Below are 13,075 nucleotides of genomic sequence, written 5' to 3' on the forward strand. Positions count from 1 at the left end.
TTCTTGACGCGCGGCGACGTATCAGCACGTATGAACACGACCCACCGCTTCGGTATCGCGGCGGCACTCGTCGCGGTGTCGGCGCTCGTGAGCGTCCTCGCCGCGCCGTCGCTTCCGGACACGGTCGTCACCCACTGGAATGCGGCGGGCGAGCCGGACGGCACGATGTCGAAGACGGCGGCGCTGGCGCTGATCCCCGCGCTGTCGGCCGTCCTCGTCGCGCTGTTGGCGCTCGTCCCGCGGGTCGACCCGCTCGGCGAGAACGTCGCCGACTTCCGCGCGTACTACGACTGGTTCGTCGTGCTGTTCGCGGGGTTCATGACGCTCGTCCACGGCGGCGTCGTCGCGTTCAACCTCGGCTACGAGTTCGACTTCACGCTGCTGGTCCTCGCGGCGGTGGCGGGCCTGCTCTACTACGTCGGGGTCCTGCTGACTCACGCCGAGCGGAACTGGTTCGTCGGCATCCGCACGCCGTGGACGCTCAGCGACGAGACCGTGTGGGACCGAACGCACGAACTGGGCGGCCGGCTGTTCAAACTGACCGCAGTCGTCTCGCTCGTTGGCCTGCTCGCCGGCGACTACACCGTCTACTTCCTCCTGGTCCCGGCGCTGGCGACCGCCGCCATCACCGTGGCGTACTCGTACTATCTCTACGAGCGACTCGACGACGCCGGGGAGACGGCCGGTCCGGGCGCCTGACCGAGCGGTGGGCACCGGACTCGGCAACTCCCCGCAGCGGTGCCCGGGAGCCGAAGTTCCTTATGTCCGCCGCGGGAACTCGCCAGGTATGGCGGAGTACGAACTCGACGAGGTCGACCGGGAGATCCTCGCCGCGCTGCAGGAGGACGCGCGCGACCTCTCTTCCGGCGAGATCGCCGAGCGAACCGACGCCTCGTCGAGCACGGTCCGAAAGCGCATCCAGCGGCTCGAATCCGAGGGGATCGTCAAGGGGTACAGCGCCGACGTGGACTACCAGAAGTCCGGCTACCCGCTCCGAATGCTGCTGTTCTGTACCGCTCCGATCCCCGAGCGCGGCGAGCTCATCGACGACATCCTCGAGATCCCGAGCGTCGTGTCCGTCCAGGAGCTGGTCACCGGCGAGCAGAACCTCCTCGTGACGGCCGTCGGCGAGTCCGACGACGACATCACGCCGGTGGCCCAGGAACTGCTCGACATGGGCCTGACCGTCGCCGACGAAGTGCTCGTCCGCAGCCACGAGACGACGCCGTTCGACGACTTCTCCTCGCAGTCAGCTACCCACGACTGAAGCCGTGAGCATCCGCCTCGAAACTCCGTGAGCGCGACCCCCGGTAGCGGATACCGGACCGTTCTCGACGGCGGGGACTCGCCCCGCCGCACTCGCCCGTCTCCGAATCACCCGGGCGTTCCCTCGCGAAAACAGACGAGACACTCCCCGACACGGACGTAACCGAGGAGTCTCGGCGATCCGTTCCGAGCGGACCGACCGTCGGCTGCCGCAATCTTTGCCGACCATAATGTTCTTTCATGCAGTGTATATCGAACATTTTGGTCGTACCAAAGATTATAATAACCAGATTGTTCTACAGTAGTGTACCGACGACCAGTTCGTGTGCGACTCGGCCCGGCTCCGACGCCGGGGCGGCGGGGCGGTCTGGTCGAGGACCCGACGATGACGGACCAACCACAACCGAGCGAGGCCGTACAGCTCTCCGAAGCAGCGACGTCGCCGGATTCGGCCGTCCCGCGAGCGGCGACCCTCGCGGTCTGGGCGCTGTTCCTGCTCGCCGCGGGGACACTCGCGCTGACGGTCTCCCGGGGCGCTGCGTGGGGGCTGGCGGGCCTGTTCGTCGTCGACGGGCTGACCGCGGTCGTGTGGGTCGTGGTCACCTTCTTCAGCGGGATCGTCCACAGCTACTCCCGCCGTTACATGGCTGGGGACCGCTATCTCGACGGGTTCTACGCCCGGATCTTCGCGTTCACGCTCGTCGTCATGACGATGACCGCCGCCGACCACGTCGCGCTGTTCGCCGGGTCGTGGCTGACGATGGGGCTCCTCATGGCGTCGCTCGTCGGTCACGAGCGCGACTGGCCCCAGGCCCGGGCCGCCGCCCGGACCGCACGCCGGTACTTCCTGGCCAGCAGCGGACTGCTCGCCGTCGGGCTGGGCGTCCTGGTCTGGGCGACCGGCACCGCGTCCGTCTCCGGGGTCCTCGCGCAGGCCGACGGCGTCTCGCGGTCGGTGACGCTCGTCGCCCTCGGGAGCGTCGTCCTCGCGGCGATGATCCAGTCCGCGCTGTTCCCGTTTCACACCTGGCTCCTCTCGTCGATGACCGCCCCGACGCCGGCGTCGGCGCTGATGCACGCGGGGTTCGTCAACGCGGGCGGTATCCTGCTGACCCGCTTCGCGCCGCTGTTCGCCGGCGAGACCGCGGTCATGTCCGCCGTCGTCGTCCTCGGCGCGCTCAGCGCCCTGTTCGGGCAGGCACTCCTGCTCGTCCAGACGGACATCAAGCGCAAACTCGGCGCCTCGACGATGGCCCAGATGGGCTTCATGATACTCCAGTGCGGCCTGGGTTTCTTCGCGGCCGCCATCGCCCACCTCGTCCTGCACGGCTTCTACAAGGCGTACCTGTTCCTGTCCTCGGGCGAGGCGGTCGAGCAGACCGCCCCGAAGGCGGCGAGAGACGACGGACTCTCGCTCCCGCGCGTGGCGGTCGGCCTGCTCACGGCGGTCGGCGGCGGCGCCCTGTTCGCCGTCCTCACCGGAAAGGGGACCGCGCCGAACAGCGGGCTCGTCCTCGCGCTGGTCGTCGTCCTGACGACCATGCACGCGACGCGGGACGTGCTCCGGCGGTCGACCCTCTCGCCGGTCGCCCGGCTGGTCAGCGTCCCCGTCGTCGTCCTGACGGCCATCGGCGCCTACGGCGTGCTGTTCAACGCCGTCTCGACGGTGATCGCGGGCGCGCCGATGGCGAAGGCCCCGACCGAGCTGACGGCCGTCCACGTCGGCGTCGCCGCTCTGTTCGTCCTGTCGTACCTGGCGACGGAACTCGGCTGGCACCGCTCCAGCGACCGCCTCTACGTCGCGCTGTTGAACCGCTCGCAGCCCCACCCCGACACCATCCTCACCAGCACGGAGGACTACGATGACGCTTGAACGCACGACCCTCGAAGACAGCATCGACCGCGCGGCCGAGACCGTCGGATCGGTCTGGCCGCTGCACTCGTTCGTCACGGCCAACCCCCTCTCGGGGTTCGAGGACCGGCCGTTCCACCGCGCGGTCGCCGAGGCCGAGCAGCTGTTCGGCGGCCGCGGCTACCCCCGACCGTCGGTGTTCCGCCAGGCCTGGGAGCGCGGCCGGATCGACCCGGACGTGCTGCGCGAGGAGTGCGAAGCCCACGGCGTCGCCGGCGAGCCCGAAGCCCTGCTCGAAGAGATGGCGACCGCCGAGTCCGAGACCGACCGCGGGACCGACCCCGGCGACGCGACGGAGACGGTCGACCGGGTGCTGTCGAAGTGGCTCGCCGCCTTCCTCGACCAGGGACAGGCCCAGTGGTCGATGCCCGGCCGCGATCGGGGCTTCTACGCCGCCTGGCGCGACCTGGCGCCCCACGACGACGAGATCCCCGGCTGCGACGACCCATCGGACGTTCCCGAGTCGCCGGTCGAAGCGCTCGAATCGGCGCTCTCGGAGTACCCGGAGGGACGGTGGGAGCGCATCTTCGAGCACCACCTCGCCGCGCTGCCGGGCTGGACGGGGTTCGTCAAGCAGCGCGCCGACGGCCACGCCGGGCCCTGGCAGTCGAAGTACCCGATCACGCTGCTCGACTACCTCGCGGTGCGGCTGACGCTCGCCGACCTGCTGGACGCGCCCGTCGAACCCGACGACAGCCGGGTGGCCGACGCGCCGGCCGACCGCGAGGTGGTCGACGGGATCGCGACGCCGGCCGACGACTCCGACGAGGTCCCGCTGGCCGAGGTCTGGCTCAGCGCCTGGGAAAAGAGCTACCGCGCCCGCCTGCTCGACGGGGTCGACCGGTCGGTCACTGAGCCGTCGGCGGCGGACGACGAGCGCCCGGCCGCACAGCTCGTCTTCTGCATCGACACCCGCTCGGAGGTCGTCCGCCGCCACATCGAGGCCGCCGGACCCTACGAGACCTACGGGTACGCGGGCTTTTTCGGCGTCCCCATGCGCTACCAGGGGTACGACTCGAAGGTGGAGATCGACGCCTGTCCGCCGGTCGTCGACCCCGAACACCGGGTCACCGAGCGCCCGCACCACGAGGACGGCGAGGCGGCCCACGACCGCTGGACCGGACTCGCGACGGCCGCCCGGAAACACCTCAAGTCGCTGAAAACGAACGCGGCCGCCGCGTTCACCTTCGTCGAGGGCGGCGGGAGCGCCTACGGCGCGGCGCTGGCCGCGCGGACCCTGCTCCCGTCGGCCGTCGCCGACCTCTCCGACGCCGTCGACGACCGCGTCCCCTCCCCCGCGGAGTTCTGCGAGCCCGCGCTCGACCACCGCCCGGCGGACGGCGACGCCCTCCCCCACGGGATGACCCTGTCCGAGAAGGTCGCCTGCGCCGAGACGGCCTTCGAGCTGATGGGCTGGGAGGAGTTCGCCCGGCTGGTCGTCTTCGCGGGCCACGCGAGCGAGACGACGAACAACCCGTTCGATTCGAGCCTCGACTGCGGCGCCTGCGCCGGCAACCCCGGTGGCCCGAACGCCCGCGTCCTCGCCGCCATCTGCAACGACGAGGCGGTCCGGTCGGAGCTGCGCGACCGCGGGGTCGAGATCCCCGAGGACACCGTCTTCCTCGCCGGCGAGCACAACACGACCACCGACGAGATCGAGCTGTTCGACGGGCACGTCCCCGACAGCCACCGCGACGACCTCGAACGCCTCCGCGCGGACCTCGCGGAGGCGCGGGCCGGCGCGGCGAGCGAACGCGCCGAGTCGATGCCCGGGAGCGACCCCGACGACGGCGTTCGCGAGACCGAGCGCCGGACCGCGGACTGGGCGGAGACCCGCCCCGAGTGGGGGCTGGCCGGCAACGCGTCGTTCGTCGTCGGCCCGCGCGAGCTGACCGAAGGGCAGGACCTCGACGGTCGGGCCTTCCTCCACTCCTACGACTGGTCGACCGACCCGGACGGGGAGGCGCTGGAGGCCGTCATGACGGGACCGCTCGTGGTCACCCAGTGGATCAACAGCCAGTACTACTTCGCGACGGTGGACAACGCCGTCTACGGGAGCGGCTCGAAGGTCACGCAGAACCCCCGCGGCAACGTCGGCGTCGTGCAGGGCAACGGCGGCGACCTGATGACCGGGCTCCCCCTCCAGTCGCTGAAGGTGGCCGACGACCGGCCGTACCACCAGCCGCTCCGGCTCACGGCGGTGATCCACGCGCCGGTCGAACGCGTCACGGAGATCCTCGCCCGCCACGAGGAAGTCGCGAGGCTGTTCGACAACGGCTGGATCTCGCTGACGGTCGTCGACCCGGAGCAGGACAACGCGGCCGTCCACTACCAGGGCGACCTGGAGTGGGAGCCGCCGCTGGCGAAACCGCTCGTCCACTGAGGTGGCTCGCGACGGCCGGCCGCGGATGCGACTCCGAGGCCGGGGTCAGTACTCCCAGATCCGGCCGATCCGGTCCTCGATCTCGGGGTGGTCGTCGCGGAGTGCGTCAACGCGCCGCTCGCCGTCGACGTTGACCACGTGGATCTCGCCGCGCTGGCCCCCGTACACGTCCTGGAAGTCGTAGACCGTGCCGACCACGTCGACGGCGCCGGGGACCCGCTCGCTCTCGACGAGCGACGCGACCTGCTGGTCGACGTTGTACTCGACGAGGCGGTTGACCGCCTCGGCCGCGTCGAGCCCGTCGGGCAGTGCCGCCACGCCGGCTTCGAGGTGGGGCGCCAGCAGGCTCAGGCAGTGCTCGATCCCGTCCGGTTCGGTCCGGTCGTCGGCGAGCGCCTGATAGGTCCCGGTCACGGCGCCGCAGCCGGTGTGGCCGACGACGACGGCGGTCCCGGTTCCCGTGTGAGCGATCGGGTAGAGCACGTCGTCGGAGACCTCCTCGCCGCCCTCGCCGCGCTGGACGACGCGGTTGCCGATGTTGCCGACGGTGAAGAGGTGGCCGGGCTGTTCGTTGCCCCACATCCGGTCCTGGAGGACCCGGGAGTCCGAGCAACAGACGGTGACCGCCGCCGGGTGCTGGGCGTCCTGTACGTCGTCGAAGCGGTCAGCGAACTGTTCGGCGTGACGGGCGTTCCCCGCCAGCAGGTCGACGACCGTCCCGTTCATGCGACCACCCACTCGGGGAACACGTATAGCTCTTCGAGAACGCGTAACAATCCCGCCACGGAGCCGCAGGAGCGACACCCGACCGCCCGTCCGTCAGTTCGGGCCCGAGCCCGCGTCGACGGCCGCGGGGATCCGCTCGATCACGTCGGTCGCGACGAGGCCGGAGCCGTACTCCTCGGCGGCGAGTTCGCCGGCGCGGCCGACGATCCACGGCCCCAGCCGCGCGGCGTCGACCGGGTCGAGCCCGGTGCCGAGTAACGAGCCGACGACGCCCGCGAGCGTGTCTCCGGTGCCGGCGACGGTCATCGCCGGCGTCCCCTCCTCGACCGCGAACCGCTCGTCGCCGGCGTAGATCTCGTCCTCGGCGCCCTTCGAGACGACGACCGCGCCGCTCGTCGCGGCGAACGACGCCAGCGAGCCGTGTTCGGCCTCGATCTCCTCGACCTCCGCGCTGTCGGGCGTGACGACGCTCCCGCTCAGGTCACAGTCGAGCGCGTGTTCGATGGCCGTCGCGTCGACGACCGTCGGCACCGCGACCCGCTCGACGACCTCCCGCACCGCCTTCGGGGTGGGCGTCTCCAGCCCGGGGCCGACGACGAGCGCGTCGCTCCACTCGGCGACCGCCAGCACCTTCCCGACGGAGTCGGGCCTGAGCACGTCGCCGACGAACCGCTCGGTGAGGACGTTCGGCGAGAACCCCGCGACCACTTCGAGGGCGACCTCCGAGGTGAGAGCCTTCGCCACGTCCGTCCCCGTCCGCAGCGCCGCGAGCCCGGACAGCGCCGGCGGGCCCGCGAACTCGATGCTCCCGCCGACGATCCCGACGCGACCGCTGTCGCCTTTCTCCGAGTCGTCACCGCCGGCCAGCTCCGCGAGGAGTTCCTCCATGCCTCCGGTCGCGCCCGCCGCCCCAACAGCCCCCTGCCGGCACACGACGGCCCCGCCGCCCCGGTCGGGAACTCGGTCCGGTCCGGCCTGGCTCGGCCTGGCCCCGACGCGCTCGCCGCTTCAACTGCGGTTGGCCGCGAACCACTCGACGGCGAAGTCGACGAGCGCGGGCTGGTCGACTAGCCGCGCGTCGGCGTCGCCGATGCTCCCGCGGGTGACGGCCTCCGGGCGTTCGTCCTCGAAATCCGCACCGAGTTCCTCGAAGTCCGAGGTGTCGGTCTCGACATCCTCGTACTCGACGCGGACCGCCTCGCCGCCTTCGAACACGGGCGCCTCGCCGGTCGTTCGCTCCTTCGGGAAGTCGGCGCGGTACTCCGCGAGGTGGATCGAGGTGTTGGTGTCGTAGCCGGTGCCGAGCATCAAGACACGGCCGTCGCGGTCGTAGACTTCGGCCAGCGGCGACTCCTCGCCGAGTCCCTCGTCGTAGGCGTGGTCGGCGACGACCGCCTCGGCCCCCGCGCCCCAGGCGGCGAAGGAGACGGTCGGGTGGCGGCTCCTGACGGTGTCGGGGTAGCCGCGGAAGCACTCGGCGACCGCGCCCATCCCGCGGGTCGGCGTGCTCTCCGGCCGGAACGGGGGCCGCTCCTCGCGGACCGTCTCGACCCAGTCGTCGGGGACCGGCGGGTTCGACCAGACCGCCGGATCGGTGTACTGGCCCGTGTGGGCCGGCATCACGAGCGTCCCCGACTCAGTGACCGCCCGGCGGAGCGCGTCGACGACGGCCTGTGCGTCGCCGCAGACCCAGCCGAGCGCCGAGAGCGAGGCATGGACGAGCAGCGTCTCGCCCGGCTCGACGCCGAGCGCCCGGAGGTCGTCGACGAGCGTCGAGACGGTGACCGGCTCGTCGACCCGCTCGACGGCGTCGCGTTCTCCCATGAATCGGCTTCGAAAAGGGCGAGGTTGAACCTTTCGGGGCCGTGGGATGGTGGGGCAAGCGACTCGACGACGACTACGCGGTCGAGTCGCACGGCGACGGCTACGCGGTCGGGTCGTACGTCTCGGCGAGCGCGTCCAGTTCCTCGTGGTGTTCGGTCGTGTGCGGCGCGGTCAGCGGCGAGACGCTCACCTTCCCGTCGACGACGGCGCGGCGGTCGCTCCCCTCGGGGTCCGGGATGTCGCCGTCGGCCATCCGCTCCCAGATGCGGTCGTGGAGCTGGATGTCGCCGTTGTCCTCGCGGCTCGCGGTCATCTGGTACACCTCCGACGGGAAGGTCACGGCCATCTCCGCCGGCCCCCACTCGGCGACGGGCGCGTTGACGTTCAGGTAGTCCGCGCTGTCGAACACGCCCGTCCCCGTCGCCCGTTCGACCAGGTACTCCGTGGCGCGAGCGGCCTCGGCGTAGCTGTCGGGGTTCACCTGCACCTCCTCGAAGGCCGCGTCCTCGCGGACCGGGATGTACATCGACACCGAGATCGCCGGCACGTCGAAGAACGTCGCCTCGACGGCCGCCGAGACCGTTCCCGACCGCCCGAGGACGTACGCCCCCAGGTTCGCCCCCTGGTTGCAGCCCGCGACCACGATGTCCGTCTCGGGCGCCAGCGACCCCAGCCCCGCGACCGTGCAGTCGGCCGGCGTCCCCTCGACGGCGTACCCCAGGTCGTGCTCGTTGACGGTCACGTCGTGCGAGAGCGACCGCCCGACCGCGCTCTGGTCTTCCGCCGGGGCGACGACCGTCACGTCGCCGATCTCGGTCAGCGTGTCGTAGAGCGCCCGGAGCCCCGCGCTCTCGATCCCGTCGTCGTTCGTCAGGAGGATCGACGGCTCGTCCATACCACTCCTGTCGGCGGTACCGGCAAAAGTACACCGACCGCTAGGAGTTGGGGCGGCTGTCTTCGGCGGTGCTCGTCGAAAGCCTTCGACCTGCTCGTTAGCAGTTGGATCGACCGCAGGCGACAGTAGGCGGTGAACTCCCTCAACGCACTCTTGAGCTACGGGATCGACCGTACTCGACCGAGACAGCAAGCGTTGAAAGCCCTCGGCTCGCTCGCGGTCGCTGACCGGGATATCCGCGCTCTCCGCACCGCCCGCGCGGATAGTCGCCCGCTCAGACGACTGAACTGCACGCAAGCGCGCCTCGCCCTTTCAGTCCGCCAGGACAGCACGGCACCGCGACCGCGACAGCAACCGCAGACAGCCTCACGCCTCCCCAGCCTCTTGCGCTCCGCGCGCCTGCGGCGTGCGGTGCTCATCCCTCGCGTGGCTATTTCGAGCGGCCCGCCAGGAGGCGGGCACGCTCGACAGCACGCGCCAGCCGCACCGCTGAACTACACTGGAACCCGGTCGACGACCGTCTCGCCGTCGATCACGAGGTTGATCGCCCCTTCGTCGTCGTTCCAGAGGACCAGCGCGTTCTCGACCGACAGCACGTCGCCGTACTCGGCGGTCAGGAGGTCGTCGTTGAGCATCGACTCGTCGGTCAGGACGGCGAAGTGGTCGACCTGCTGGGACCCGTCGCCGACGCGAAAGAGCGGGTGGCCGTCGTCGGACAGGTCGCGGCTGAGCTTCGCCAGGTAGAGATTCACTCGCTCGGTCACAAGGTCCTCGCTGTCGGCCAGTCTCGCGACCCGCGAGTCGTCCGGGGTGAAGTCGACGCGGCGTCGACCGTCCCGGCGGAGGTAGGTGTAGGCGTACTGCACGTCGGCGTTCTCGAACTCGCCGTCGCGCCGCTCGGGGCCGTCGAGCCCCGCCTCTCCGGGGTCGCCGTCGTCGAGGCGGCGCTGGAAGACCGGCACCTCGACGTCGGGCTTCACCTCGAACGACCAGCAGTCGTCCGCGGGCGATTCGCCCGGCCAGAGCCGAACATCGGGGCCGTAGATCGTCAGCGGCCCGCGGTCCGCAGCCTCCCGTTCGATCTCCCGGAGGCCGATCGCCGTGTTGCGGTCCGCGGGTGCGAGGCCGACAAGGGTGCCGTCCCCGGCCAGCGCGTCGGCGTACCGCCGGACCACCGACTCGGGGTCGTCCAGTTCGCTCAGGACGTTGGAGAACAGGATCAGGTCGAAGCCGGCGTCGCCGTCGTCGGTCTCCCCGTCATCACCGTCGTCGTCGCTGCCGTCGCCGAAATCGGACGCGAGAGCACCGGGATCGAACGCCTCGGCGGTCTCGCGGTGAACCGTGTGGTGGAAGTTCCGGCCGGTCTCGCCGAGCAGCGCCTCCAGCACGTCGGCGGCGGCGCTGGGCTCGACGGCGTGGTAGTCCACGAGGGCGTCCTCGGGGACGAGATCGTGCAGGCCGAGCGCCGGGCCGCCGACGCCTGCGCCCACGTCGAGAACGCGCAGGCGTTTCGGGAGCAGTCCCTCGCGAGCGAGGTCGGCGAGGACGTACTGCCCGACGGCGTAGTAGTCGGGCAGGTGGTAGAGCCCGTACGCCAGGGCAGTCTCGGCGTCGTACTCGACCGCGCGCTGGTTGTAGTAGTCGTCCTTGAACGAGCGGATGCGCTCGCGGAGCCGATCCCCCGAGTCGCCGTCGGGCCAGCCCGGGCCGTACTCGGCGACAAGCCGGTCTTCCAGCACTCGACCGTACTCGACGGGGAAGGCGTCGACGCCGTGGAACGTGACCGCCAGCGGCTCCTCCTCGACCGGTTCGAACGTGCCGTCGTCGCGTTCGACGAGGCCCAGGTCGACGGCCGACTCGCGGAGCACCTGCGCGACCGCGGCCGGATGGGGCTGACCGTCGACGTACTCGTGGATCTCCTCGGGGTCGATGGGTCTGACCCGACGGAGGTACTTGGCGTTCGAGCGGACCGCTTCGCGCTGGTCGGCGTTCATGGGCCCTCCCCGTCGGCGCCACCGTTCTCGCTTCCCTCCCCGCTCGCGCTCGGCGGGAGCGCGGCGTTCGCGTCACGATACAGCCCCTCGAAGGTCTCCCGGTCGGCCTCGGCTATCCGGCGGGCGGCGTCGGCCACGCTCCCGGCGCCGTCGAAGGCGTCCTGGATGTCGGCGTAGACGCCGGGGTCGTTGCCGGTGACGGTCCCGAGCACGTCGAACAGCGCCTCCGAGACGGGCGTCTGAAACTCGTCGGCGACCGGTTCGGCGGCGAGCCCGAAGGCGAGGACGGCCGCGTGAGCGCGCGCCTGTACGGTCTCCATCGAACGGTCGTGCTCCCGGGCGGTCGTCTCGAAGGTGTCATTGCCGGCGTCGGCGAGCGCCGCGCGGACCTCGTCGGTCACGGGGCCGGGGGCGTCCGCGACGACGGCGACGTTGCCCGGCGCGTTCGCGGCCGCGAACAGCGGGTGGAGACTCACCCGTTCGAGGTCCGGACCGGCCGCTTCCATCGCGTCGACAGCGGGGGCCATCACGCCCGACACGTCGACGAGGGCCCGGTCGGCCCGGTCGGCGTAGGCGGGAACGACCGACTCGACGGCCGGGATCGGGACGGCGAAGCAGATCACGTCGAAGCGCTCGTCGGTGTCGGTCGGGACGGCGCGGGCGTCGGTTTCGCCGACGGACAGTTCGGACGCCGCCTCGCGCGCGGCGCTCGGGTCGGTGTCGGTGAACGCGACCGTCGGGGGATCGGGGGTCCCCGCGGCGACCGTCCGGGCGAACCACCGCCCCATCTCACCGGCGCCGACCACGAGCAGGTTCATGCGCCGGGCTACTGTGGCCCGTTTCAAAAGCCGTTCGGTCAGTCGACTCTCTCCCGTGGCGTGTCAACATGTCTCGCTCTGAAAACGCTTATCAGTCCGCCCGCAGATATCCCGGCCATGAGACGCGTCCGCTTTCGCGATTCTGCCGGCAACGTCCGCGGCGGTCGGTGGACGGTCAGGGACGGCGAGGAGGTGGTCACCGCCGCCGCGGGACCGTACGGACGCATCGCCTTCGGCGACGAGACGTTCGACCCCGACGAGGTGGACGTGCTCGCCCCCTGCGAACCGACCAAGATCGTCTGCGTCGGCCGCAACTACGCCGACCACGCCGACGAGCGCGACGAGGAGATCCCCGACCGTCCGCTGCTCTTTCTCAAGACGCCCAACACCGTCGCGACCCACGGCAGCACCGTCACGCTCCCTGCCGGCAAGGAGCGGATCGAACACGAGGCCGAACTCGGCGTCGTCATCGGCGAACAGTGCCGCAACGTCGACGCCGTCAACGCCGAGGACGTGATCGCCGGCTACACCCCCTTCAACGACCTCTCGAACCGCGACGACCAGGACAAAGAGCAGAACTGGGTCCGCGGCAAGGCCTTCGACGGCGCCGCCCCGATGGGCCCCGTCATCGCCACGCCCGAACACCTCGCCGACGACGCCACCGTCGAGGCCCGCGTCAACGGCGAGGTCCGCCAGTCCGCATCGATCGACAGGATGATCTTCTCCATCCCGGAACTCATCGAGGAGATCACGACCTACATGACCCTCGAACCGGGCGACGTGATCGCCACCGGCACGCCCGAGGGCGTCGGTCCGCTGTCGGACGGCGACGAGGTGGAGATCGAGATCGACGACGTGGGGACGCTGCGACACTCGGTTCGGTTCCCGGACGCGTGACCCGGTCGGGGCGTCCGACCCTGCTTCTGTGCATCTGTCTGCTCCTCTTCGCGCTCGTGGCCGGGTATCCGTTCGGTATCGACGCCGAGCAGCGGGCCCTCGACGCCGAGGAACGGTACCTCTCGGCGGAGTTCGAGAACGCCTCGTGCGTCGAGAGTTGGGGGACCTCCAGTCCGGTCGTCGAGGAAGAGAGTTCGGTCGTCAACCGAACCGGCGACGGGGCCTACGTCGAAGTGAGCCACCCCTATTTCTACGGGACCGACAGCGACGAGGTCGACGGCGCTTCGGAGGCCGTCTACCGGGTCACCGCCGACAACGAGACGCGGGTGAGCGGCGACACCGTCGTGCCCTGCTGAATCC

At 70.8% G+C, this 13,075-nt stretch carries 12 protein-coding genes; 6 read left to right on the forward strand and 6 right to left on the reverse strand.

What is annotated here, in order from left to right; translation table 11 throughout:
* The first annotated feature begins 30 nt into the window (after window positions 1-30).
* From HZS54_RS18970 to HZS54_RS18985, 4 genes are all read left to right on the forward strand, one after another.
* Window positions 31-699: an SdpI family protein gene (locus HZS54_RS18970; protein WP_179918629.1), complete on the forward strand. Its 669-nt coding sequence runs from the start codon at window positions 31-33 to the stop codon at window positions 697-699.
* Between the two features lie 88 nt (window positions 700-787).
* On the forward strand, window positions 788-1,267 hold the full coding sequence (locus tag HZS54_RS18975) for an Lrp/AsnC family transcriptional regulator (protein ID WP_179918630.1): 480 nt from the start codon (window positions 788-790) through the stop codon (window positions 1,265-1,267).
* 384 nt (window positions 1,268-1,651) lie between these two features.
* Complete coding sequence (locus tag HZS54_RS18980) at window positions 1,652-3,139, forward strand: proton-conducting transporter transmembrane domain-containing protein (protein ID WP_179918631.1); 1,488 nt, start codon at window positions 1,652-1,654, stop codon at window positions 3,137-3,139.
* Window positions 3,129-5,561 (forward strand): DUF2309 domain-containing protein, encoded by a 2,433-nt coding sequence (locus HZS54_RS18985; protein ID WP_179918632.1) that lies wholly within the window; start codon window positions 3,129-3,131, stop codon window positions 5,559-5,561. Before HZS54_RS18980 ends, HZS54_RS18985 begins: the two co-directional genes overlap by 11 nt.
* A 45-nt stretch (window positions 5,562-5,606) precedes the next feature.
* On the opposite strand, the gene HZS54_RS18990 is transcribed toward HZS54_RS18985, so the two are convergent.
* From HZS54_RS18990 to HZS54_RS19015, 6 genes are all read right to left on the reverse strand, one after another.
* A complete protein-coding gene (locus HZS54_RS18990) occupies window positions 5,607-6,287 on the reverse strand; it encodes a carbonic anhydrase (protein ID WP_179918633.1) in 681 nt (226 codons plus the stop codon).
* 93 nt (window positions 6,288-6,380) lie between these two features.
* Window positions 6,381-7,175, reverse strand: coding sequence for an NAD(P)H-hydrate dehydratase (locus HZS54_RS18995; RefSeq protein ID WP_179918634.1), 795 nt, complete (start codon window positions 7,173-7,175; stop codon window positions 6,381-6,383).
* Between the two features lie 120 nt (window positions 7,176-7,295).
* On the reverse strand, window positions 7,296-8,111 hold the full coding sequence (locus tag HZS54_RS19000) for an AAC(3) family N-acetyltransferase (RefSeq protein ID WP_179918635.1): 816 nt from the start codon (window positions 8,109-8,111) through the stop codon (window positions 7,296-7,298).
* Window positions 8,112-8,211: 100 nt separating this feature from the next.
* Window positions 8,212-9,006, reverse strand: coding sequence for a 5'/3'-nucleotidase SurE (gene surE, locus HZS54_RS19005; protein ID WP_179918636.1), 795 nt, complete (start codon window positions 9,004-9,006; stop codon window positions 8,212-8,214).
* Between the two features lie 494 nt (window positions 9,007-9,500).
* Window positions 9,501-11,000, reverse strand: coding sequence for a small ribosomal subunit Rsm22 family protein (locus HZS54_RS19010; RefSeq protein ID WP_179918637.1), 1,500 nt, complete (start codon window positions 10,998-11,000; stop codon window positions 9,501-9,503).
* Window positions 10,997-11,818 (reverse strand): prephenate dehydrogenase, encoded by an 822-nt coding sequence (locus HZS54_RS19015; protein ID WP_218927085.1) that lies wholly within the window; start codon window positions 11,816-11,818, stop codon window positions 10,997-10,999. The genes HZS54_RS19010 and HZS54_RS19015 overlap by 4 nt, the downstream gene beginning before the upstream one ends.
* Window positions 11,819-11,935: 117 nt before the next feature.
* Between HZS54_RS19015 and HZS54_RS19020 the strand changes: the two genes are divergently transcribed.
* Both HZS54_RS19020 and HZS54_RS19025 read left to right on the forward strand, forming a co-directional pair.
* Window positions 11,936-12,715 (forward strand): fumarylacetoacetate hydrolase family protein, encoded by a 780-nt coding sequence (locus HZS54_RS19020; protein ID WP_179918638.1) that lies wholly within the window; start codon window positions 11,936-11,938, stop codon window positions 12,713-12,715.
* Window positions 12,712-13,071: a hypothetical protein gene (locus HZS54_RS19025; RefSeq protein WP_179918639.1), complete on the forward strand. Its 360-nt coding sequence runs from the start codon at window positions 12,712-12,714 to the stop codon at window positions 13,069-13,071. The genes HZS54_RS19020 and HZS54_RS19025 overlap by 4 nt, the downstream gene beginning before the upstream one ends.
* Window positions 13,072-13,075 lie beyond the last annotated feature (4 nt).

This window comes from Halosimplex pelagicum, assembly GCF_013415905.1.
Lineage (GTDB): Archaea > Halobacteriota > Halobacteria > Halobacteriales > Haloarculaceae > Halosimplex > Halosimplex pelagicum.